General features: G+C 63.9%; 19 protein-coding genes. 11 read left to right on the plus strand and 8 right to left on the minus strand.

All coding sequences use genetic code 11. From position 1 onward, the window contains the following. From IRZ12_RS01730 to IRZ12_RS01750, 5 genes are all read right to left on the minus strand, one after another. Positions 1 to 629, minus strand: a 629-nt coding sequence (locus IRZ12_RS01730; RefSeq protein WP_296463456.1) for a tripartite tricarboxylate transporter substrate binding protein, incomplete at its 3' end; no start/stop codon positions are given. A gap of 70 nt (positions 630 to 699) precedes the next feature. Continuing rightward, positions 700 to 2,157: an aldehyde dehydrogenase family protein gene (locus tag IRZ12_RS01735; RefSeq protein ID WP_296463458.1), complete on the minus strand. Its 1,458-nt coding sequence runs from the start codon at positions 2,155 to 2,157 to the stop codon at positions 700 to 702. A 181-nt stretch (positions 2,158 to 2,338) separates the two neighbouring features. Then, the gene (locus IRZ12_RS01740; protein WP_296463460.1) at positions 2,339 to 3,262 is read right to left on the minus strand and encodes a LysR family transcriptional regulator; all 924 of its coding nucleotides are present in this window, start codon (positions 3,260 to 3,262) and stop codon (positions 2,339 to 2,341) included. 57 nt (positions 3,263 to 3,319) lie between these two features. Continuing rightward, the gene (locus IRZ12_RS01745; protein WP_296463464.1) at positions 3,320 to 4,621 is read right to left on the minus strand and encodes a sulfatase-like hydrolase/transferase; all 1,302 of its coding nucleotides are present in this window, start codon (positions 4,619 to 4,621) and stop codon (positions 3,320 to 3,322) included. A 27-nt stretch (positions 4,622 to 4,648) separates the two neighbouring features. Beyond that, positions 4,649 to 5,617, minus strand: coding sequence for a tripartite tricarboxylate transporter substrate binding protein (locus IRZ12_RS01750; protein ID WP_296463466.1), 969 nt, complete (start codon positions 5,615 to 5,617; stop codon positions 4,649 to 4,651). A gap of 122 nt (positions 5,618 to 5,739) precedes the next feature. Between IRZ12_RS01750 and IRZ12_RS01755 the strand changes: the two genes are divergently transcribed. From IRZ12_RS01755 to otsA, 3 genes are all read left to right on the plus strand, one after another. Further along, positions 5,740 to 6,696: a LysR substrate-binding domain-containing protein gene (locus IRZ12_RS01755; RefSeq protein WP_296463467.1), complete on the plus strand. Its 957-nt coding sequence runs from the start codon at positions 5,740 to 5,742 to the stop codon at positions 6,694 to 6,696. 301 nt (positions 6,697 to 6,997) lie between these two features. Then, positions 6,998 to 7,735 carry a trehalose-phosphatase gene (gene otsB, locus IRZ12_RS01760; protein WP_296463468.1) on the plus strand — a complete coding sequence of 246 codons (738 nt, stop codon included), beginning with the start codon at positions 6,998 to 7,000 and terminating at the stop codon, positions 7,733 to 7,735. A gap of 11 nt (positions 7,736 to 7,746) precedes the next feature. After that, positions 7,747 to 9,135 (plus strand): alpha,alpha-trehalose-phosphate synthase (UDP-forming), encoded by a 1,389-nt coding sequence (gene otsA, locus IRZ12_RS01765; RefSeq protein WP_296463469.1) that lies wholly within the window; start codon positions 7,747 to 7,749, stop codon positions 9,133 to 9,135. Between the two features lie 6 nt (positions 9,136 to 9,141). On the opposite strand, the gene IRZ12_RS01770 is transcribed toward otsA, so the two are convergent. Next, positions 9,142 to 10,035 (minus strand): 2-dehydropantoate 2-reductase, encoded by an 894-nt coding sequence (locus IRZ12_RS01770; protein ID WP_296463471.1) that lies wholly within the window; start codon positions 10,033 to 10,035, stop codon positions 9,142 to 9,144. 357 nt (positions 10,036 to 10,392) lie between these two features. Here IRZ12_RS01770 and IRZ12_RS01775 point away from each other — a divergent pair, with 357 nt between their 5' ends. After that, the gene (locus IRZ12_RS01775) at positions 10,393 to 12,285 is read left to right on the plus strand and encodes an ABC transporter ATP-binding protein (protein WP_296463472.1); all 1,893 of its coding nucleotides are present in this window, start codon (positions 10,393 to 10,395) and stop codon (positions 12,283 to 12,285) included. Positions 12,286 to 12,327: 42 nt separating this feature from the next. On the opposite strand, the gene IRZ12_RS01780 is transcribed toward IRZ12_RS01775, so the two are convergent. Further along, complete coding sequence (locus tag IRZ12_RS01780; protein WP_296463474.1) at positions 12,328 to 14,580, minus strand: polysaccharide biosynthesis tyrosine autokinase; 2,253 nt, start codon at positions 14,578 to 14,580, stop codon at positions 12,328 to 12,330. Between the two features lie 52 nt (positions 14,581 to 14,632). Continuing rightward, on the minus strand, positions 14,633 to 15,772 hold the full coding sequence (locus IRZ12_RS01785; RefSeq protein ID WP_296463476.1) for a polysaccharide biosynthesis/export family protein: 1,140 nt from the start codon (positions 15,770 to 15,772) through the stop codon (positions 14,633 to 14,635). A 249-nt stretch (positions 15,773 to 16,021) separates the two neighbouring features. Between IRZ12_RS01785 and IRZ12_RS01790 the strand changes: the two genes are divergently transcribed. From IRZ12_RS01790 to IRZ12_RS01820, 7 genes are all read left to right on the plus strand, one after another. Further along, complete coding sequence (locus tag IRZ12_RS01790) at positions 16,022 to 17,428, plus strand: undecaprenyl-phosphate glucose phosphotransferase (RefSeq protein WP_296463478.1); 1,407 nt, start codon at positions 16,022 to 16,024, stop codon at positions 17,426 to 17,428. Beyond that, positions 17,418 to 17,915 (plus strand): NUDIX domain-containing protein, encoded by a 498-nt coding sequence (locus tag IRZ12_RS01795; protein WP_296463480.1) that lies wholly within the window; start codon positions 17,418 to 17,420, stop codon positions 17,913 to 17,915. The genes IRZ12_RS01790 and IRZ12_RS01795 overlap by 11 nt, the downstream gene beginning before the upstream one ends. Beyond that, positions 17,912 to 19,345, plus strand: a complete 1,434-nt coding sequence (locus IRZ12_RS01800; RefSeq protein WP_296463482.1) for a mannose-1-phosphate guanylyltransferase/mannose-6-phosphate isomerase — start codon at positions 17,912 to 17,914, stop codon at positions 19,343 to 19,345. Before IRZ12_RS01795 ends, IRZ12_RS01800 begins: the two co-directional genes overlap by 4 nt. Positions 19,346 to 19,459: 114 nt before the next feature. Beyond that, positions 19,460 to 20,572, plus strand: coding sequence for a GDP-mannose 4,6-dehydratase (gene gmd, locus IRZ12_RS01805; RefSeq protein ID WP_296463484.1), 1,113 nt, complete (start codon positions 19,460 to 19,462; stop codon positions 20,570 to 20,572). 2 nt (positions 20,573 to 20,574) lie between these two features. Beyond that, entirely contained in the window at positions 20,575 to 21,537 is a 963-nt protein-coding gene (locus tag IRZ12_RS01810; protein WP_296463486.1) for a GDP-L-fucose synthase, read from the plus strand. A 3-nt stretch (positions 21,538 to 21,540) separates the two neighbouring features. Continuing rightward, the gene (locus IRZ12_RS01815; protein ID WP_296463489.1) at positions 21,541 to 22,863 is read left to right on the plus strand and encodes a lipopolysaccharide biosynthesis protein; all 1,323 of its coding nucleotides are present in this window, start codon (positions 21,541 to 21,543) and stop codon (positions 22,861 to 22,863) included. A gap of 23 nt (positions 22,864 to 22,886) precedes the next feature. Continuing rightward, positions 22,887 to 23,789 (plus strand): glycosyltransferase family 2 protein, encoded by a 903-nt coding sequence (locus IRZ12_RS01820; RefSeq protein ID WP_296463491.1) that lies wholly within the window; start codon positions 22,887 to 22,889, stop codon positions 23,787 to 23,789. The last annotated feature ends 3 nt before the right edge of the window (positions 23,790 to 23,792 follow it).

The following is a 23,792-nucleotide window of genomic DNA, read 5'->3' on the forward strand; positions in this document are numbered from 1 at the left end:
ACCCCACCCAGCGCCCCGATCGCCAATTTGATCTGACCGCTCAGCGTGTCCACCACCGCCGGCATGACACCCTTGTAAGGCACGTGCGTCATCTCCGTGCCCGTCGCCCTCATGAACAGCTGGCCTGCGATGTGCTGGGGCGAGCCATTGCCCGAAGAGGCATAGGGCAGCCCGGGATTCTTCTTCAGGTAGGCCACGAGATCCTGAGGCGTTTTCACGCCCAACTGCGGGTTGGCCAGAATGATGACCGGCGAGGAAGCGGTGCGAACCACCGGAGCCAAGTCCCGCAGCACGTCCACGCCGCTGCCCGCTCCCTTGGGCATGACGTGCGGCGCCCCCAGCAGGGTGCTCGGGGCCAGCAGCAGCGTATGGCCGTCTGGTTCCGCGCGCGCGACGGAGGCGGCGCCGATCAAGCCACTCGCGCCGGGGCGGTTGGTGACCACTACAGGTTGCCCGAGTGCCTCGGGCAGGCGCTCGCCCAGTATCCGGGCCAACATGTCGGTGCTCGATCCCGGCGGTACTGTCACGACGATGTTCACGGGCTTGGTCGGTGCCCATTCCTGCCCCAGGGCCGGTGCCATTGCGGTCACCGCCAGGGCCATGCATGCCGCGGCTGTCAGTTGTCTCATAGCGTTATCCTTGTTCTAGCCGGCCTCCGCCGGAGGCGGCGCCGCCCGGGCGGCGCGCGCCGAATTACGATCAAAGGGTGATGTTGATGTTCTTGCCCTGGGTGTAGGACAACAGCTCCTCGATCGACTCGTCGCGTCCGATGCCGGACTGCTTATAGCCGCCATAGCTCGTGCCCAGGAAATGCGGTCCCGCGTTGTTGACCCAGATGAAGCCAGCCTGGATACGGCTGGCGGCCCGGTGGGCATTGGCCAGGTCGCGCGTGAACACGGCGCCCGTCAGGCCGTATTCCACGGCGTTGACCTGGGCCAGCATGGTTTCTTCGTCGTTCCACTTGATGACCGACAGCACCGGGCCGAAGATTTCCTCGTTGGCGATGCGCATGTCGGCCGTGACGTTGGTGAATACCGTGGGCTCGATGAAAAACCCCTTGCTGAGCGCCGGATCGTCCGGCCGCTTGCCACCATAAACCAGGGTCGCCCCCTCCTCTTTCCCCAATTCGATATATTTCATGATCTTGTCGAGCTGGGACTGGGAGATGATCGCGCCCATGGTGGTGGCCGGATCGGTCGGCAGGCCCGGACGATAATGGCGGATTTTCTCCAGCATGCGCGCGACCACTTCGTCGTGGATGGATTCGTGCACGAACAGGCGTGAAGTCGATCCGCAAGACTGGCCGCACCAGGTGAAGTTCATCCCTTGTACCGCGCCCGCTGCCGCCCGATCCAGGTCCGCGTCCGGATAAACGATGCATGCGTTCTTGCCGCCCAACTCCAGCGTGATCCGCTTCAAGCGCTCCGCCCCAGCCCTGGCCACCGCGCGGCCCGTCGGCACACTGCCGATCAGCGAAACGAAGGGTACGTCGGGATGCGCAGACAAGGCCGATCCGCACTCGGTTCCGCCGCTCACGATGTTGAGCACCCCGGGCGGCAGGATGCCGTCGATCAGCTCCATCCACCGATAGGCCGACAGCGGCGCCTGGACGGGCGGCTTCATCACGACGGTATTCCCGGCTGCAAGCGGCGCGGCGCTCTTGGCGGCAGTGAACATCAGCGGGTGGTTGTACGCCACGATGCGGCCGACCACGCCGTACGGCTCGCGCACCGACATGTTGACGACGCCCTCTCCCATGGGAATGGTGTCGCCCTTGATTTCGGTGACCAGTCCGGCAAAGAAGTCGAACTGCGCTGCCGCGGCCTGTACGTCGCGCGTCATTTCCGCGACCGGGTTGCCGCAGTTGGCGGCATCGAGCAGCGCCAATTCGCTGGCATGTTCCCGCAGCACCGTCGCGACCTTGCGCATCAGCGCGGCGCGCTCGGACGGCTTGGTGCGGCTCCATTCGACGAACGCGGCCTGGGCCGCCTTGACGGCATCGTCCACGTCAGCGGCATTGGCCTCGGCGCAGGGTCCGAGGCATTCGCCCGTGGCCGGGTTCCAAGTATCCACGTAGCCGCCCTTCGGGACGTGCCACTGGCCACCGTAGTAGAGATCGCGATGTTGGGGCAGTTGAATGGTTTGCGGTCCAGACATATACAGGCTTTCCTTGATGGATGAGGCGCCGCGCACACATGGCGCAACCGGGCCGCGCGGCGCAGTCGATCATCTTAGGAATGCCCGGTTACGAGCGTCCAATGGATAGTCTGAATTCCGGAAATGGAAGAAACCGATATTTCGGGAAAACCCGGAAAAAATCACCCTCCCATCAGCCGCCTCACTGGCGGCTGTCGCAGTAGTTCGCGGCGAAGAGCTGGCGAAACCAACGATTGCCCGGATCGTGGTGCATGCGGTCGTGCCACTGCATGTTGAGATCGATCGGCGGCAGCTCGAACGGCAACGGTACGATGCGCAATGGCTGGGCCCGTACCATGGAACGCGCCGGCCCGTAAGGCACGGTCAACACGAGGTCGGACAACGCGAGCGTGGCGGCGAGCCCGCTGGAATACGACACGCTCAACGCGACGCGGCGCTTGACGCCCCGGCCGGCGAACTGGGTCTCCAGCAGCTGGTCGAGCGAAGCGTGGATGGATGCGGCCGGCCGGTAGCTCACGTGCGCCGCTTCCAGGTACTGCTCAGGCGTCATGGTCTTGCCGATGGTCGGGTGATGGCGGCTGATCACGCAAACCCACTGCTCGACGAACAGCGATTGGCGGTGGAAATCCGACCCCAGCTCGGGCAGGAAGCCAACGGCTAGGTCGAGTTCCCCCGAAGACATGGCCTCTTTGGCCTCCCTGACCGGCAGCGAGACGCCCACGAGGTCCACATGCGGCGCTTCCTTGCGCAGCAAGGCGACGAAGGTGGGCAAATGCGCCTGTTGGGCAATGTCGCTCAGCAATATGCGAAAAGTCCGCCTTGCGCGCGCCGGCTCGAATACCCGGCTACGCTCGAGCACCATCCTCAGCCTATCGAGTGCCTCGCTCACTTCGTCGGCGATTTCGAGCGCCAGCCCGGTCGGTTGCATGCCCGTCGGCGTGCGGACGAACAGCTTGTCGCCAAACGCCTCGCGCAGGCGTTGCAAGGCGTTGCTGGTAGCCGATTGAGACAATCCCACGCGCTCCCCGGCCAAGGTCACGCTGCGCGTGCGCACCAAGGCGTCGAAAATCAGGAGCAGCTTGAGATCGAGCTTGTGCAACTGCATGAGTCCCCCGTAGCATGGCGGCCCCGGGGGCGGCCCGGCCGCGGCCGGCTCCCCTCCTCAGCGACTCGGCATGTCCTTTTCGGTATAAACGAGTTCGCTGTTCGCATCCGGCGGAATGGGGCCGAAAATGGCATTCCAGCGATCATACCTTGCGCGCATTTCCGCCAGGCGCTCGGGGTAGCGCCGCGCCAGGTTGGCCCGTTCGCGCTCGTCGACGGACAAATCGAACAAGTATTCGTTCTCCTCGATGGCCAAGTACTTCCACTTGCCATCCCGCATGGCCCGTTGGTTGCGGTACTTCATGCGCCAATACATCTCGCGCGGGAAAGTGTGGGCTGGATCCCGCAACACCGGCTGCAGGGATACCCCGTCGAGCGGATAATCGGGATGCGGCGCAACGCCGGCAATGTCCAGGATGGTTGCCGTCCAGTCCATGGTCATGCAGTGCTGGGTGGATATCGACCCCGGCGCGAGCTTGTCGCCCCACTGGACGATATAGGGTACGCGGATCCCGCCCTCGGTCAGGTCCATTTTGCCCCCGACCAATGGCCACGAATCAGAAAACCGCTCCCCGCCGTTGTCACTGGTGAAGATCACCAGGGTATCCTCGGCCAGGCCGAGTGCCTCCAAGGCATCCAATACGCGGCCGCAGCCTTCGTCCAGGGCTTTGATCATTTCGCCGTAGACGTGTATGGACCCCCCGTCCAAGTGTCGGATGTCCTTGTCAGTCTCGGGGTTCGGGCCGCCTTGGCTGCGCGTCTCCCAGGGCCAGTGCGGCGCCGTATAGTGCAGGCTGAGCAGGAACGGCTGGCGATCCTGGCCCCGCGCCTGCAAGTAAGCCACGGCCTCATCGGTCAAGAGATCGGTGAGGTAGCGACCATCGTAGCGAACCGGCTCCCCGTTGCGGACCAGGTCGTGCTTGCCGGTGCGGTCTACATGGCTGAAATAGCTCACGCCCCCGGACAACGGACCGATGTGGTATTCGTATCCGCTCTTCAAGGGTCCGAAATGCGGCGGATAACCCAGGTGCCATTTGCCGATCAATGCGGTGCGATAACCGCGCTCGCGCAGCAGGGAAGGCAGGGTGGGATGCTCCGGCGGCAGGCCGACCGTGGTGCTGCCGCGGAACTTGCCCGTCATGGGCTCTTCGGCGGCGCCGCGCAGCCAATATTGATAGCGCCCCGTGATGAGGCCAAAGCGCGTCGGCGAACACACCGGCGAATTGGAATAGCCCTGGGTAAAGCGCATGCCGCGCGCAGCCATGCGGTCCAGGTGGGGGGAAACGGGCTGGCGCCCGCCGTAGCACCCGAGGTCCGCATAGCCGAGGTCGTCGGCCAGGATGAAGACAAAATTAGTCATACGCAATGGTCTCGTTCTTGACTCGGTTCAATCAACGCTCATGCCGGCCGACTTGATGATGCGGGCGTAGCGCTCACGGGTCTCGGCCAGTTCCCTGGCCGCGGCCTCCCCGTCACGCGTCTCGATCGTGAAATCCATGGCACGCAGCCGCTGCTGGACCTCAGGATGGGCCATGATCAGCTGCACGGCCCGGCTCAACGTCTGGACCACGGAATCCGGCGTGCCGGAAGGAACCATCGCAAGATACAGCACGTCCTGCCTGACTGCTGCGTAACCCTGCTCCGCCGTCGTGGGAACCTGCGGCAGCAACGGCGAGCGCTGGGAGCCCGTGACGGCGAGCGCCTTGACCGTGCCGGCGTTCACGTGCGGCAACAGCCCGGGCGTCGCGAGTACAGCGGCCTGGACCTCGCCCGAGACGACGGCCAGGACGGCCTGCGCATTGCCGCGGTACGGGATGTGGTTGATCTTCATCCGGGTCGCCTGCGACAGCATGCTAAGCCCCAGGTGCCCGGGAGAGCCGTTGCCCGCCGAACTGAACGCCACCATATCCTCATGCCCCCGCGCCACGAGTGCCTCGAGCGTGTCGGCCTTGGCACTCGGGTGGGCGGCGATCAGCATGCCCGACGACGCCAGCCGCATGATCGGCTTCAACTGGTCGAGCCGAAACCCCAGGGAGGGATACAAACTGGGATTCACGGTAAAGATCGAATCCAAGCTAAATAGCACGGTATAACCGTCCGGGGCCGCGCTGGCCACGGCGGCCGCCCCGATGTTGCCGCCGCTGCCGGTCTTGTTCTCGACCACCACCGGCTGCTTCAGGATGGCGCTGAGCCGCTCGGCGACGAGGCGCGCCATGATGTCCAGCGGCCCTCCCGCCGTGAAATTGACTACGAACTTGATCGGCTTGTCCGGGTACGCAGGATGTGCCGCCGCGGGCAAGCAGGCCAGCGCCCAAGCAAACGTCACGGCCGACACCCGAGCAGTCTTTTTCAGCATTCGAATCTCCTCCTCGCTTACGGAACGCCACATCGCGCGTTCCGCGCTTTGCTCACGATGATAGGCGGCTAAAAGTTAATATTGGTTGATCTTTTTTGAAATTGATGGAGCAAAAGGAAAACATGCCGCGCGTCCTCGACCCCAGGCTGCGCCTGCGCCACCTGCAATGCCTGATCGCCCTCGCCAGCCATCGCAGCGTGTTGAAAGCGGCCGATGCACTTTCGCAAACCCCGTCTGCTGTTTCCAAGAGCTTGGCCGAACTGGAGGCGATCACCGGAGAGACGTTGGCGCTGCGCCACCGCAAAGGCCTGGAACTCACGCCGGCAGGCCACATATTGCTGCGCCACGCCGCCCAGGCCATCGGGGCGCTGCGCGACGGCTTCGAACTGCTCGGCGCCGGCGACAAGGCCCCCGAGCACATCCGCATCGGCATTCTTCCTACCGCGGCGGCCACGTTGGTACCCAAGGCCATCCAGGAAATGCAGGCCCGTTACTCCCACCTCGTCGTGACCGCACATGGCGGCACCAACGCCGATTTGCTGGTGCGCCTGAAACTGCGCGAACTGGACCTGGTGATCGGACGCATCAGCCACCCATCCGAGATGGTGGGGATCTCATTCGAGCACCTGTACATGGAACCGCTCGTCATGGCCGTGCGCCCCGACCACCCGCTGCTCACTCGTCCCACCCTCGGGCCCGCCGACCTAGGGGCATTCTCAATGGTGTTGCCGATGAAGGGCACGTACATCCGGCCGGCAGCGGAAACCTTCCTGCAATCGAGCGGAGTAGGCATCCCGCAGCAGATCGTGGAAACGCTTTCCTCCACTGTTGCGCGCTCCCTGATGCGCACCAGCGACGCGATATGGTTCGTCCCCTACGGCGTCATCGAGGCCGACCTCGACCGCGGCGAGGCGCGAGCCCTGCCCGTGGATACCAGCCCCACCTCCGCGGCGGTCGGACTCACGACGCTCGGCATGGGCGAAGTGCGGGAGAGCGTGCGACTCTTCATCGACGTGGTACGGGAAGTGGCGGGCGAGATGCGCAATCGAAACCGGCGCTCGATGTTCATGCGCCGGTGACTCTCCGCCTACGTGCGCGAAGGGTATTGCCCATGCAGCGGCCTCATGTCGCCTCGCGCCTCGTGGCGACGCCGCAGGCTGACGGAAATAGACACAAAAACACGCAGAATGAACCACCCCCGAACCGCGTGGTTACTTAACATCCGCTATCATGAAGGTGAAAAAAAATGATACATAGAGCGCGCATCCACAGGCAATGACCGGAACGAACGAAAGCTCTCCTTCGTTTTCTTTCCTCAGAAACCTGCTTGCCGATACCCTGAGACAGGGCACAGCCCCTAGCCAAGGCCCTGCTCCCGACTTGGCACGCTGCGCCTTCTTTTTCGACCTGGACGGAACGCTTGCGCCGATCGCGCCGATGCCGGACGCCGCGGCGGTCCCCGCCTCCACGATCGCCCTGCTGCAACGCCTGCAGCGTGCCACGCAAGGCGCTGTGGCCGTGGTTTCGGGCCGTGCCCTCGACACGATAGACCGCATGTTGCAGCCGCTGCGCCTGCCTGCCGGCGGCCTGCACGGCGCGCAATGGCGGGCGCCCGACGGGCGTCTATGGGAGGCGTCGGTCGACCCGGATGAATCCGCGCGCCTGCGCGGCGCACTCGCCGCCATCGCTGCACGGCATCCAGGCCTATACCTGGAAAACAAGGGACTCTCGTTCGCGATTCACTACCGACAAGCCCCCGGCCTGGAGGACCGGGTCAGGGAAGAAGTGCGGGCGGCAGCCGAACCTTTCAGCTCACGCTACGCACTCCAATACGGGAAGATGGTCGTCGAGGTCAGGCCGCGCGGCGCGGACAAGGCCCGGGCCATCGAACGGTTCATGACCGTCGATCCGTTCTCGCGCCGCATGCCCATCATGGCGGGAGACGACCTGACCGACGAACCGGCGTTCCAAGCCGTCAACCGGTTGGGTGGCGTCTCGATCAAGATAGGCGGCGGCGACACATCGGCGTTATGGCGACTGGCGGATCCGGCTGCCCTCGCGCTCTGGCTGAATGGTCTCCTGGCCCTCGCTTCGCGCGGCGCCGGGAGCCGCGTATAGAGGATCACGGAATGAGCAAACTCGTCATCGTCTCCAATCGCGTGCCGTCCGCGGCCGTCGGAAGAAGCAGCGCTGGAGGCCTTGCCGTTGGCGTGCTCGACGCGCTCAAGCGGCAGGACGGCCTCTGGTTCGGATGGAACGGCAAGATCGAGGAGAATCCCGCCGAAGCCGGCCTGTCCACCTATCGCATCGGCCGCCTCGACTGCGCGACCACCAGTCTCTCCCGCGAAGAATACGACGCGTACTATCGCGGCTTCTCGAACGGCACCCTATGGCCCGCCTTCCACTACCGGGTGGATCTCGCCCGGTATGCCTCCCGGGAGTACGCCGGCTACATCGCCGTCAACGAGCGGATGGCCTCCATGCTCATGGAACTCGTCGACGAAGATGACCGGATCTGGGTGCACGATTACCATCTCATCCCCTTTGCGCGCGCCTGTCGTCGCAAAGGCTTGCGCAACCGCATCGGTTTCTTCCTCCACACGCCCTTCCCGTCCGAAGGCGTGCTGCGCACCATCCCGCCCCACCGGGAACTGGTGGAAGCCCTGTGCGACTATGACCTCGTCGGCTTCCAGACTCGCGGCGACGCACAGGCCTTCCTCGATTACGCGACGCGGCGGCTCGGCCTACCCCTCGATGCCGACGGCGTGCTGCGCACCCGTTCCCGGCGTGTCCGCGTGGGGCACTATCCCATCGGCATTCTTCCCGACGAGATACAAAACAAATCCAAGGCGCGCAGCCGCTCCAAGCTGGTCACGACGCTCAAGCAAGGGCTGCAGGAGCGCAAGCTCATCATCAGCGTGGACCGCCTGGACTACAGCAAAGGGTTGGTCGAACGCTTCAACGCCTTCGAGCGCCTGCTGGAAACCTATCCCAGCCACTGCGGACGCGTCAGCTTTCTCCAGATCGCGCCGCCGTCCCGCTCGGACGTCGAGGGCTACCGCCACATCCGCCGGCAGCTGGAAAGCACCGCGGGCCACATCAATGGCCGATGGACCGAGCTTTCCTGGACGCCCATCCGCTACATGAACCGCGCATACGACCGCGCTGCGCTGTTGTCGTTCTTCCGTGCCTCCCAGGTCGGCTTTGTCACGCCGCTGCGCGACGGCATGAACCTGGTGGCGAAGGAGTACGTGGCAGCCCAGGCTCCAGAGGACCCTGGCGTGCTGGTGCTTTCCGAATTCGCCGGCGCCGCCGACGAGCTGGCGGACGGGGCGATCATCGTCAACCCCTATGACATCGAGGCGATGGCCTGCGCCCTGCATCGTGCGTTGAACATGCCGCTACCCGAGCGGCTCGAGCGCCACGGCCACATGATGCAACTCCTGCGCGACAACAGCATCCGGCAATGGCGCGATCATTTCCTTGCCGACCTCGAGCCGCTGGCAGTCGCGGCATAAGGCGGCTCACCCGCCCCGGCTCTCCATGAGCCTGACCAGGGTTGCGAGGGTGCGGTTCACGGGCGTCGGGACGCCGAGCTCGCGCCCCTTGCGCACGATGTAGCCGTTCAGGTGGTCGATCTCGCTGCGCTTGCCGCGGGCCAGGTCCTGCGCCGTCGACGACAGCTGCGTCGGCATGGTTTCGCGGATGCGCAGCACCGCATCCCACGGATTGCCGGGCACGCTCACGCCCAGCCTGCCCGCCACCGCCAGGCATTCGTCGACGACGTCGCGCATCACGTCCAGGACCTCCCCTTGTTGGGTGAGCGGGCCGTAGGGGATCTGGGCGATGGCCGACAAGGCGTTGTACGCGCAATTGAGGACGAGCTTGGCCCAGAGCTCGCCCACGGCGCTCTCCGACACCGTTGCCGGAATGCCGGAGGCGTTCAACACGGCAGCGATCTCCTCGCTGCGCGTGGACCGGCCGAGCACCAGCTCGCCGCGTCCGTGATGGCGCACGTGCCCCGGGCCGGCCATCTCCACCGCGACGTAGACGACGGTCGGAATGACATGCTGGGCCAGCAGTGCCTGCAGGCGCTCGGTGTTGTCCACGCCATTCTGCAGGCTCAGGACGACTGCGTCGGCGCAAAGATGCGAACGGATCATCCGCCCGGCCGCTTCGGTATCGGTAGATTTCACGCAGAACAGCACGAGCTCGGCGCCTGCCACGGCCTCCGGCCCTTCGGCGGCCTGTAGCTGGACATGCCCCCGGTACGAATGCATGTCGAGCAGCAGCCCGCTGCGCCGCACCGCCTCCATGTGCGCAGGCCTGCCGATCAAGGTAACGCGGTGTCCGGCCCGTGCAAGCATCCCGCCGTAGTAGCAGCCCACGGCGCCCGCTCCCATTACTGCAATGTCCATCTCGTCCTCTGACTCGCTATTTGCGCTGATTCCCGCCCCTGCGCGAGGCGCGGCAAGTGTATTCCGCCCACGACGCGGGCGCGGTCGGTCGTTGCCCATCGTCGCACGCGTTGCTAGACTGTACGCCAAAACTCAAGCGCCGCCCCCGACCGCCAACCCCTCCCGGAAGACGCCGCAGCCCCATGGCTTGCAACGTCTCCCGCATGGTTCCGCGTCCTTTCCAGCTCATCGCTCCGGCAGGGTCCCGACCGCGGACGCACGACCGTCCGCCTCCGCACCGCCATGCGTCCGGCGGCCAGGCATGCTTTCTTCCGGACTTTGAAGACCCGGCTCGAAGCCGAGCACGGGCCCTCGCATATGGCTTTCAAGAAACTCGACTTCCGCGGTCCCTCCTTTCGGAGCGTGCTCGGCTTCACGTTCCGCCACTGGGCCGCGCAGCCCTGGCGCATCCTGGCCATCCTCCTCACCATCCTGCTCTCCACGCTGGCCGACGTCCTGACACCCATGTACGCGGGCAGGCTGGTCGACGCCGTGGCTGCAGGTGCGGCGCGCGACTCAGCCTGGCACGCCGCACTCACGGCATTCTGGCTGATCCTCGCCCTGGGAGCGGGAAGCACGCTCCTGCGCCAAGTCGCCTTCCGGAACATCATCGTCTTGACGCTCAAGATGATGAGCCAAATCGCTGGCCGGGCCTTTCATCGCGTGCAGCGCTTCTCGACCGACTGGCATGCCAATACCTTCGCGGGGTCCACCGTGCGCAAGATTACGCGCGGCATGTGGGCGCTGGACCTGCTCAACGATACCCTGCTGATCTCCCTGTTCCCCTCGCTCATCATGCTGGTCGGCGTGACCGTGGTGCTAGGCGTGAGCTGGCCCCTCATGGGCGCCCTGGTCGGGGTCGGGTCCGTGCTGTACGTGGCAATCACCGTGGCACTGTCGCTGGGATACGTCGCGCCAGCCGCACGTCTGGCCAATTCCTGGGACACCAAGCTGGGGGGTGCATTGGCCGACGCCATTACGTGCAACGCCGTCGTCAAGGCGTTCGGCGCGGAAACACGCGAAGAAGAACGCTTGTCCCGCATAGTATGGAAATGGCGGGAACGCACTCGCCGCACCTGGCGGCGAGGCACCCTCAATGGTGGCATACAAGGAGGCATGCTGCTGCTCATGCAAGGCGCCATCGTCGGCTCGGCCTTGCTGCTGTGGGCGGGCGGGCAGGCAGGCCCTGGAGACATCGCCTTCGCGATGACCGCCTTCTTCATACTCAAAGGCTATCTGCGCGACGTAGGCATGAACGTGCGCAACTTGCAACGGTCGGTCAACGACATGGAAGAACTCGTCGCGCTCGAACGGCAGCCCCTGGGCGTCGAGGACGCGCCAAACGCGCGCATCCTCGTCGTGCGCCAGGGAGAAATTTGCTTCGAGCGCGTGCACTTCCGCTATGGGACGCATGACCGACCTCTCTACGAAGACTTCTCGATACGCATCGCCCCGGGCGAACGCATCGGGCTGGTCGGCCCCTCCGGCTCCGGCAAGACGACGTTCATCAAGCTGATCCAGCGCCTGTACGATGTGACCGGCGGCCGCATCACCATAGACGGGCAGGATATCTCCCGCGTCCGGCAGGACTCGCTGCGCCGGCAGATCGCCATCGTGCAGCAGGAACCCATCCTATTCCATCGATCCTTGGCGGAAAACATTGCCTATGCCAGGCCGGGAGCGACGCGAGAGGAGATCGAACGCGCTGCGCGCCTGGCGAACGCCCACGATTTCATCGCGGCCCTGCCGCGCGGGTACGACACCCTCGTGGGCGAGCGCGGCGTCAAGCTCTCGGGCGGAGAGCGCCAGCGCGTGGCGCTGGCGCGAGCCTTCCTCGCCGACGCACCCATTTTGATCTTGGACGAAGCCACCTCTAGCCTGGACAGCGAAAGCGAAGTGCTGATCCAGCAAGCAATGGAGCGGTTGATGGAAGGCCGCACCACCCTCGTCATCGCCCACCGTCTCTCTACCGTGCGGGCGCTTGACCGGCTGCTGGTCATGGACCGTGGCAAGGTCGTGGAAGAAGGCAGCCACGAATTGCTGATCCGCAGGCCGAACGGCGTTTACCGCCGCCTGTTCGAGCGCCAGGCGCTGGAACTGACCCGGGGTCTATTCCTCGATGCCGATGCAAGGCGCGACGGCGAGGCGGGCGACTGGCTTGCCGAGCCGGACGAGCTCGCCCAAGCAAACGAAAGCGCGCGCCTGCCCTAGCGATCCCCGCAGCCGCGATGGGCCGCCGGGGATCGGGCCACCCTACGTCCGGTGTGGCTCTTCGCTGTAGTAATCCGCGCGGGCGTAGCGGTAGTTGCCATACTTGGGCCGGAACCCATAGCGCTTGGGCAGCAGCTTGAGGCCGTTGAACACCAGGCCGTCCACCGGCGCACCGGCTTCCACCAACCGCTTGGCCGTCTCCCGGATTTCGCCGACCGTGTTCATGCCATCTCTCACCACGATCACGACGGCCGCCGCGTGCACGCCCACGGCCGCGGCATCCGAAGAAGAAAGCACCGGGGCAGTATCGACGATGACGAGGTCGTAGTCTCGCGCCAAGGCATTGAGCGTATGCGCAAACGTCGACGAGGCGAGCAGCTCGGACGGGTCGAAGGCCACGATGCCGGTGGAAATGAAGTCCACGCCTTCGGCAACGTTCCGCTTGTTCACCTTCTCAACCGACGTGGAGCCGGCAAGCACTTCGAACAGCCCCGGTTCTTTCGGCAGATTGAAGTAACGGTTCAACTGACCTTTCCGGAAATCGGCGTCGATGAGCAGCACGCGTTTTCCGACCGCCCCCTGGATAAAAGCGTAGTTCGCCGAAACGAAAGATTTTCCCACGCCCGGGATCGGGCCGGTGAACACCAGGATATTGCTGACCGAATGCTGCAGCGACTTCTGCATGACGCCACGCAACGCGCGCAGGCTTTCGATGGACGGGTCTTTGCCCCGCTTCTGCGCCAACAAAGGCTGCACGCCCGTATTGCGCTTGAGCGCATGCCGCCACAAGCGCTCGTGCGCTTCGCTGTACGGAATGGTGCCGAGCACGCGCAAGCCGGTGAACCGCTGCGCTTCGTCCGGATCCGTCAAGCCACCGAACAAGGCATTGCGCATCAGGGCCAGCAACGTGCCGCCCACCAGCCCGATGCCCGCCGCCACGGCAAGGATGATGCCTGGTTTGGGCTGCACGGGCTCCTCCGGCACTTCGGCCATGTCAAGTATGCGTACATTGCCGATCTTGCCGGCACGGATCAGCTTGAGCTGCTGGGCGTTATTCAAGAGCGCCGTATAGAGCTCGGTGTTCACCCTTACGTCGCGCACCAGCCGCACGACGTCTTGCTCGAGATCGGGCAGCTGCCGGATGCGGTTGTTGAGCCGGCCGATGTCCGCATTCAACGATGCGATTTGCTGGTCGATGGCAATGATGCTGGGGTGGGAACGCGAGAAGCGCGTATCCAGCTCGCTGCGCCGCGCACGCAGTTCGACGACCTTGGTCTGGGCCTCGGTAGACTGGGCGAGTATCAGCTTGGCTTCTTCGCTCAGGTCAATGGTCCCGCGTGAGTTGCGCAACGCGTTGTACCGCGACTCGGCCTCGTCCAACGCCTTCTTCATGGCGGGCAACTGGCTATCCAGGAAAGCCAGCGAACGCTCTGCCTGCTCGGCGCGGCGATTGACGTTCTGGCGGACGTACTCCCGCCCGATCTCGTTGAGGATTTGGGCGGTCAGGATCGGGTCATTGCCTTCAAAGGTGGCCCCGATCACGCCGGACTGCCTCCCGCGCTCGAACACGGCCAGGTGCGCCTGCACAGATTCCTCGGCCATCAACCTCGACCACCGGCGCACCGTGAAGTCCGTGCCCGGCGCCGCCTGGAGCGCATCGATCTGGATGTCGATCGACCCGTCCGGCACGATGAACCGCTCGAGCCTCCCGACTGTTCCTTCGAAGGCCAAGCCGTGCGTCCGGTCGTAGAATCGGTAGCGGCCGTCGCCGAGCGCGGTGATCCTCAGCTTCTTGGTCAGCAACGAGTGCGGCACGTCCAGCTTGCTGACGGCGATGAGCTCATCGCCCCAGGCGTAGCCGTTCGGCGGCAGCCATTGGGAGATCACTTTTCCGTATTTCTTCTCCGCCAGCCAGCGGCCGACCACGGGGAAGTAGTCAGGCGATGCATCGATGTAGAGCCGGTACCGTTCCACGGCAGCCCGGACGACGGTGCGCGACCGCAGTATCTCCATTTCCCCCGTCGTGGCCGGCTTGACGTCGAACATGGCGGATACGTCGCCTAGCAGTGTGCGTGCCGGTGACGTGGGTTGCTCTTCCTCGACCTGCACCAGGATGTCAGCCCGGTAGACGGGGCGGGCCAACATTAGGTACAAGGCGGCAGCTCCGAGCGCCACCAATAGCGTCGCCAGGATGGACCACCGCCGCGTCACCACTGCATCCACATACGACGATACGGGGGTCTCCGGCCGTCGGACGGGCGTAGAAGGCTCGAACGATTCAATAGGCAAGGTCATCGTCAGCTCGCTTGTAAGGGTTTGGTCTTCATCAAACAGTCCTGGGCGTCGCTCAACGGTCGTCGATGCGTGCGGCGGTATAGGCAGTCTGTGCGCTCGGGAACAGCAGGCTGACGAAGCGATTCCAGCGACCCAGATTGCCGGTATCCACGAACACGACATCCTTGGGCTTGAGCTCGAACTGTTCTGCAACGGCTAGGGCGGAAGCCGAACTGGCATCCAGGTGATAAACGTCAGGTAACGCCTCCGGCGTCGTCCGCACGACGAAGATCTGCGATGGATCGACGGTGTTCTGGTTGAGCCCGCCAGCGTTGCCCAGCGCTTCGGTCAGGCTCATGCGTCCGTCGCGCAGGGTCATGGCTTGCGGCGCGTTCACTTCGCCCATCACGAAGATCTTGCTCTCTTCCCGGGGGGACACGCGCACGATGTCACCTGGCTTGAGCATGATCTTCGTCAGGTCCTGGCCGCGCGCGATCAACCGGGGCAAATCCAAGCGCACAGCTTGTCCGCCCCGGAGCACGTACACCCGGCTTCGGTCCGCCGACGGCAGCAACCCGCCGGCCCGGTTGATGGCCTCCATGAGGTTCAGTGGCAGGTCGTTCATGGCGACTGCGCCGGGGTTCTTCAACTCACCCTCCAAATACACCCGCTTGCTGCGGTAGCCGAGCACGCGCACGGTGATCTGCGGGTTGCGGATATAGTCGACAGCGTTCTTAGTGATCAAATCCCGGACCTCGGTCTCAGTCAATCCGGCCACCTTCACTAGCCCCAGGTACGGGAACTGGATGTAACCCTCAGCCGATACCGGATAGCCCGGAATGTTCGAAGACGAATCCCCGAGGGTTAGTTCCGTCGCGCCGGCCCCAATAGCGTAGGTTTGGGTCGGAAGCACGAGTTCCGGATGGTCCCAAACGACGATCGACAGGATGTCGCCCGGCCCGATCACATAGGGCATCCCTTCTCCTGCCAGGGCGTGATACGCGGTATCCGCCTCGGCTTCGCGAACGCGCTTCTCCTCGAGGACCAGGGAAGGCGTGATCCGCGTAATGCGGGGAACCGAGTTCGGATCGTTGGGGTCGACGGGCCAGTCGGGGTCGAAGCGCATGCCGGGCGCGAATGCGCACGCCCCGAGCGTAGAGAGCGTCAAAGCGAGGATGACGACTCGAACGGTAGTAGTAAAGAAGTCTTTCATGGCAGCTCGCGGTGGGTGACTACGTTGGCTGATGAGACCCGATGCAATCGGGTTGCCACCATTCCACCTTTTTTTGCCATCCCCGCCCATTGGACGGACGGTTTAGGTCCTACATCATCCCTCTCTTCATCCATCCGGTTGTTTCGCTGCACCACGCCGCTCAATAAGCTTTTCCACGTGGCGACCCGGGACTTCGCCAATCCATTGCATCAATCTGCGTACGTTCCCCATACCACCTAGGAGTGCGTAATGGAGTCGGCTTTTTCGGAATCCGAGCGCGTGAGTGGTGCGCCCGTCCTATATCGACTATTCGACGCCAGCCTCGTCGTGGCATGCGGACTGGCTGCGGCTGAGTGGCGGCTGCCTTACGGCACGAACATGGCGCCTGCTCCCATCCACCTTTTCCTGATCGCCTTCAGCACCTTGGCCGCGCTGCTGGTGTTTCCCGCGTTCCGCCTCTACGGTTCATGGCGCGGGAGACAGCTCAGCGAACTGCTATTGAGGACGCTGGCTGCATGGTGCACGGTCTACGCCTTGGGCATCCTGCTCAGCTTTCTTCTCGATATGAGCGCCATCGTTTCTCTGTCCTGGGCATCCTCTTGGTTCCTGTTGACGGCGCTCTCGCTCATGGGCCTGCGACTCGGCATCTACGCCGCCTTGGCGGCCATGCGTGACCGCGGGCTGAATCAAAAACGTGTCGTCATCATCGGATTCGGCGCCCTCGGGCGCGAACTCTGGCGACGCGTCGAACACTACCGGGCAACGGGCTATGAGGTTGCTGGCATTTATCCAGGCACCGATGAAAAGCTCCCCAGCTGCGTGCGCCGGCTGACGTCGCTAGAGGGACTGTCCAATTTCCTGCGATCTGCAAATGTCCGGGAAGTCTGGATCGTGCTTCCCATGGAGCAAGGGCAGAAAGTGCACGAAGTGCTCTACCAACTTCGCAATGACCTGGTCGAAATCCGTTGGATCCCGGACGTCATGTCGATCCGCCTGCTCGGCCACCGAATCGACAACTTCATGGGCCTGCCCTCCATCCATTTGAATAGCCTGCCCGCAATCGGCATCCGCGGCTGGGCCAAGGAAGCCTTCGACCGCGTCTTCTCGCTTTGCGCCATCCTCGTCTTTTCTCCCCTCATGTTGGTGATCGCCATCCTGATCAAACTCACGTCCCCGGGGCCGGTCTTGTTCAAACAGCCACGGCTCGGCGTGGACGGAAAAATCTTCAACGTCTACAAGTTCCGGACGATGAAGGTCCACGAGGAAGTCGGAACAGTCACGCAAGCGACGCGCAACGACAGTCGCGTCACTCGCATCGGCGCATTCCTGCGCGCCACCAGCCTGGACGAGCTTCCGCAGTTTTTCAACGTACTCAAGGGCGACATGTCCGTCGTAGGGCCTCGCCCGCACGCCCTGGCGCACAACGAGCTCTACAAGGACGTGGTTGACCGCTACATGATGCGTCACCGCGTCAAGCCCGGCATCACGGGTTGGGCCCAGGTCAACGGGTACCGGGGCCAGACGGAAACCATTCACAAGATGCGCGCCCGCATCGAGTTCGACCTGTACTACATACAGAACTGGTCGTTCCTGATGGACCTGCGCATCATCGCCAAGACGGCGCTTACTGGCTGGACGGGTCGCAATGCGTACTGACGTTCCGTCACGGCCCCAGGCCGGCTATCTGAGCAACGAGGACTTTCGCAAGGCAGTAGACATGCTGCCGCTCGTCTCCATCGACTTGCTGCTGCGCAATAGCGACGGCGCCTACCTGCTCGGGCTGCGTCGCAACCCCCCGGCCAAGGACACCTGGTTCGTGCCGGGCGGGCGCATCCGTAAGAACGAGACGCTGGCCCATGCGCTTGCGCGCATAGCACGCGAGGAACTGTCGCTCGTTCTTCCTGCTTCCGCCTGGACTCCGAAAGGCGTCTACGAGCACTTCTATTCCGTCAATTTCGCCGAGGAACAAGGCCGGGCGACCCATTACATCGTACTTGCCTTCGAAGCCTCGGTCGCGGCGGACGCGTTCACCTTTCCCCTTGGACAACACCGCAGCTACCGCTGGATGTCTCCCGGCGTCGCGGGCGCACACCCCGACGTTCACCCATACACCCAAGCCTACTTCAAGGAGAGCGTCTCATGACCGACCTCCCTGCCCGTTTCCGAGCCGTCGTATTGTGCGGAGGCGCAGGCTCCCGCCTATGGCCGCTTTCGCGCGAATCGCTCCCCAAGCAATTCATCAGCCTGAACGGCTCCCGCAGCCTGCTGCAGAACACGTTATTGCGCCTGGGCTATGCCAACGCGGAGCACCGGCCCATATTCGTGTGTAACGACGTGCATCGCTACATTGCCAAGGAGCAGGCGGAAGAAGTGGGGGTGACGGACGTCGAAATCATCCTCGAGCCCTGCGCCCGCAACACTGCCCCCGCCATTGCCTGCGCCGCGCTTCGCGCCATGGACGACGATCCGGACTCGGTGTTGTTGGTCATGCCATCGGACCACGTTCTCGAGGACGGGCCTTCCCTGCGCAAGGCCTTCGCCTCCGCCTACGCCCACGCCGCCCGCGGCGCGCTGGTGACCTTCGGCGTCACGCCGACGTCTCCTCAAACGGGTTACGGCTACATCCAGGCGGGCGGTCCCGCCGCCGACCAGGGCGATGCATTGAACGTGCGCCGCTTCGTCGAAAAGCCGCCCGCCGACCAGGCCAAGCGCTTCTTGTCCGAAGGCGGCTACTACTGGAACAGCGGCATGTTCGCGTTCCGCGCATCCACCTATCTGGCGGAACTCGAGCGGTGCGCACCCGCCATGCTGGAAGCCGCCCGTGCCGCCGTCGCCGACGGCAAGGGCGATCATGCGACCTTCCAGCTGGACCCAGTCCACTACGCATCCTGCCCTGCCGACTCCATCGACTACGCCGTCATGGAGCACACCAGGAATGCGGTCATCATTCCGCTCGATTGCACGTGGAGCGATGTGGGCACCTGGGACAGCGTCTGGAGCATCGCCGAGAAGTGCCCGGACGGCAACGCCATCCACGGCGACGTGCTGCTCGAGGACTCCCGCAATTGTTTGGTGCACGCTACCCACCGCATGGTGGCGTCCATCGGGCTCGACGATATCGTCGTGGTAGAAACTGCCGATGCCATCCTGGTCATGCACAAGAGCAAATCGCAGGACATCAAGGGCCTGGTGGAAAAATTCAAGGTCTTGCACCGCACCGAGATCACGCAGCACCGGCAAGTCCAGCGCCCTTGGGGCTGGTATGACTCCGTGGATCGCGGCGAGCGCTATCAAATCAAGCGCATCACGGTCAAGCCGGGCGCCCGCCTCTCTTTCCAAATGCACCACCACCGCGCCGAACACTGGGTGGTCGTCTCCGGCACCGCCCGCATCTACAACGGCGACAAGCAGTATCTCCTGACCGAGAACCAGTCTACCTTCATCCCATTGGGTGAGGTCCACAGCCTGGAAAACCCCGGCAAGATCCCCCTGGACATCATAGAAATCCAGTCCGGGCCCTACCTCGGCGAGGACGACATCGTCCGGTTCCAGGACATGTATGGACGGGTCTGATCCCGCCGCCCGTCCTAGACCCTTTGATCGATATCCACCGCGAAAACTGCAACGTAATCTTTTCACCACTGGCCGACTCTTTTCGGCCGAGCGTCCAGCCATAAGGACACCACCATGACGAAGCGAGCACTGATAACGGGCATAACCGGACAAGACGGCGCTTACCTCGCCGAACTCTTGCTGGAAAAGGGCTACGAAGTCCACGGCATCAAGCGCCGGGCGTCGATGTTCAACACGGCCCGTATCGACCATCTCTACCAAGACCCTCACGAGCGTTCGCGCAACTTCGTGCTCCACCACGGCGACATGACGGATTCCTGCAGCCTCATCCGGATCGTGCAGGCCGTCCAACCCGATGAGATCTACAACCTGGCGGCACAAAGCCACGTGGGCGTTTCTTTCGAAGAGCCTGAGTACACCGCCAACACCGACGCGTTGGGAACGTTGCGGCTGCTCGAGGCGATCCGCATGCTCAAGCTCGCCGACCGCACGCGCTTCTACCAGGCCTCGACCTCCGAACTGTTCGGAATGGTCCAGGAAACGCCCCAGCGCGAGACCACCCCGTTCTACCCGCGCAGCCCCTACGCAGCGGCAAAGCTCTATGCGTACTGGATCTGCGTCAACTACCGGGAAGCCTACGGCATTTATGCGTGCAACGGCATCCTCTTCAATCATGAATCCCCGCGCCGGGGCGAGACCTTCGTCACCCGAAAGATCACCCGGGGGCTTGCGCGCATCGCGATGGGACTGCAGGACTGCCTGTACCTGGGCAATCTTTCGTCGAAGCGGGACTGGGGACACGCCCGCGACTACGTCGAAATGCAGTGGCTGATGTTGCAGCAGGATAAGCCTGACGACTATGTCATTGCGACCGGCATGCAATACAGCGTGCGCGAATTCATCGACATGGCTGCACGGGAGCTCGGCCTGCTGCTCTCCTGGGAAGGGGAAGGCGTGCGGGAGACGGCAACCGTTCTCTTTAGCGCAGTCCACGACAAAGTCCGTCCCGGACAAGTCATCGTACGGGTCGATCCGCGCTACTTCCGCCCCACCGAAGTCGACACGCTGCTCGGCGATGCCAGCAAAGCCAGGGAGAAGCTCGGCTGGACGCCCAAGACCTCCTTGCCCGAGCTCGTCAGGGAGATGGTCGAAAGCGACCTGAAGGAGGCCCGGCGCGATGCGCTCATGGAAGAAAACGGATACGAAGTGTTCGCCTACAAGGAGTAACTATGAAGACCGGCCTCGCGCGCGTTTTCGTAGCAGGACATCGCGGGATGGTGGGCTCCGCGATCCGCCGGGAGTTGGAACGAAAGGGCTACGTGCACCTCCTGACGCCATCCCGCCATGAACTCAACCTCGAGAACCAGGCTGCCGTGCAGCAGTTCTTCGACCGCGAGCGGCCGGACGTCGTCTATCTTGCCGCGGCCAAAGTGGGCGGAATACTCGACAACGAGCGGCATCCCGTCGCCTACCTGGCACGCAACCTCCTGATCCAGACCAACGTCATCCGCGCCGCGTACGAGTCCGGGGTATCCCGGCTGCTTTTCCTGGGCTCCTCGTGCATTTACCCGCGCCTCGCCCCGCAGCCCATGCGGGAGGAACACTTGCTGACTGGCCCGCTCGAGAGTACCAACGAAGCCTACGCCATCGCCAAGATTGCCGGCGTCAAGCTGTGCGAAGCGTATCGCCGCGAGTTCGGGTCCTGCTTCATCAGCGCGATGCCGACCAATCTCTATGGACAGGGTGACAACTACGACCTGGAAAGCAGCCACGTCTTGCCAGCCCTGATTCGCAAGTTCCACGAAGGCAAGCTTGCCAACGCGTCCTTCGTGACGGTCTGGGGCACTGGCCAAGCGCTGCGCGAGTTCCTCCACGTGGACGACCTGGCCCGCGCTTGCGTCCAGCTCATGGAAGGCGACCCCGACCACGCCATCTACAACATCGGCTCCGGAGAGGAAATCAGCATCGCCGAGCTCGCCCGTCTCGTCGCCAGGATCGTGGGTTACGAAGGAAAGATCAAGTTCGACCTCAGCCGGCCCGACGGCACACCGCGCAAGCTGCTCGACTCCTCGCGCATGCGGGAGTTGGGGTGGAAGCCCGAGATCTCTCTGGCCGAGGGGATTGCGATGACGTATCGCCAGTTCCTGCGCGAATCCAGTGCCCTGCAGCGGCTGACCAGTGCGCTGAGCTGACCCATGGCCCCTCTGCGATGGATCCGGCGCCACGTCGCCTGCAATGCCTCCTTTTGGGGATTGATCGAGTACGGCTGCGGGCCGCTCATTGCACTGGCGGCCATTCCCGTGCTGCTGCACCGGCTCGATACGGTCGGCTACGGTCAATATGCCATGATTCTTGCAGTCGCCGGCTTCGGAAACCTCGCCAACCTGGGCGCGTCGGTCACTGCGACCAAGCTCGTCGCCGAGCGGGCGCACGAGCCCGGGGGAGCCTTGCGCGGCGCAGGCGTCGCATCGGCCCTCATCTTCTGCGCATTGGCCGCCGTTTCCGTGTTGACGCTCGCCGCCGCCGTCATGTTCGCGGTGGCCTGGCCCGAAGCCAGCTTCGGGAACGCCCCCCTGTTCGCCTTGCTTCCCGCGGCGCTGGCCATGTATCTCGCGCAACAGCTGGACCAGCTCTATGCCGGTGCGTTGAAAGGTCGCGAGCGCTTCACGGCCACCGCCTTGTGCGAATGCGGGGGCCGTGTCGGCGCACTGACATTGGCCTGCACCGCCGCCTGGCTCACGCATAGCGCGCTGTGGACGGCTGCCGCGCAAAGCTCGGGGCTGCTTCTGTCGGCTGGGGTCAAGATGCTGGTTTTCGCCCGCGGGGAAGGTCGATATGGGGTCCGCCCCATTGCAGAGCGCGCCGCGATGAAAGACGCATTCCGATTCTCGCGTTGGTCCTGGCTGCACGGCGTGAGCGCCCTCGCCTTCGGATCGCTCGACCGAGTTGCCGTCGGCAGCCTGATGGGCCCAGCCGCGCTGGCCCTGTATGCCGTGGGCGTTCAAGTCGGCCAGATCATCCATACCGCAGCGGTGGCCGTATTCCAGAAAGCCATGCCGCGCGTCAACCGCCTGCTCGTCGCCCCCCCCAGCCCCGGCGCCGCGGGAGAAGAGATACGCCGCCTGATGCGCTGGAACCTCATCCTATCGGCCGCCGGGACCTTGGCGCTGCTCGCCGTGAGCGAACCACTGCTGCGCTGGATGCTCGGGCCGGACAAGGTCGCAGGCCAGCAGTGGACATTCGACCTGTTGATCCTGGCGTCGGGCATCCTGTCGATGAACGCGGCTGCCCATTTTTCACTGCTCGGCCTGGGCAACGGCCGCGCCGTCGCCCTGCTCAACGGGCTGGGCGGCGCGGCCATGCTCGTGCTGATGGTGGTGCTCGCGGGCCCCGCCGGCCAGAACGCCGCCGCCATCGGACGCATAGCCTACGCTGTGATCACGTTCGCCGCCGTAGGGCTCGCACTACGCGATTCGCGCGAACATCTCCCACCTCCCGCCACGATCGCGACTCGATAGGCTGTCACATGTTCAGGGAATATATGCGCAGACATCACGCCACGAAAACCCGGGAACTGGTCAACTTCATCAGTTGCCTGAAACCTCCGCGCCCGGTAGCGACCGGCCTGTTGCCGAAGATCACAATCGTGACGCCGTCGTACAACCAGGCGAAGTTCCTCGAACGCACGATCCTGTCGGTGCTCAACCAGGGGTATCCGAACCTCGAGTACATCATCATCGATGGCGGCTCGACCGATGGCAGCGTCGAGATCATCCGGAAGTACGAGAAATACTTGGCCTATTGGACGAGCCGGCCCGATCGTGGGCAATCTCATGCGATTAACGAGGGATTCCTTCGCGCAACAGGCGAATACGTCGGCTGGCAAAACTCCGACGATCTGTTCTTCCCAGGTGCCTTGCTGCGTTTGGGCAAGGCGGCGTCGGCCGGACGGCCGCCCATCGTCAGCGGCAATCTTTATATCGCCGACGCCCAAAACCGGATATTCCGCGAAATCCAGTACACGCCCGTCGACCGCGGCATGCTGACCGTGGTGAAAGCCTCGATCCCGAACCAGGCTGCCATCTTCCGCCGAGACTTGCTCGAGAAATACGGCATGCTGGACGAAGACAAGCGCTATTGCATGGACCTGGACCTCTGGAGCCGCCTGCTGTATGCGGGCCCCAACACCATCGTGCCAGACGCCTACGGCGTCTACACCATGCATGCCGAGACCAAGACGGCCAGGCTGCAAGACGTATTGCTGGAAGAACGCAGTGCCATCGTTCGCAAGATACGACAGACAGAACCGGGCATAGGGCCGCTCTACGGCATATCGTGCCGGCTCGCCAAGATGGCCGCGCACGCCAAGCAGGGAGACATCCCTTACCTGCTAGAAAAGTTCACGAGCAAGCTGATCGGTCGCGACGACTGGAACGAACACTGAGGC

It is taken from the genome of Pigmentiphaga sp. (genome assembly GCF_019689535.1).
GTDB lineage: Bacteria > Pseudomonadota > Gammaproteobacteria > Burkholderiales > Burkholderiaceae_B > Pigmentiphaga.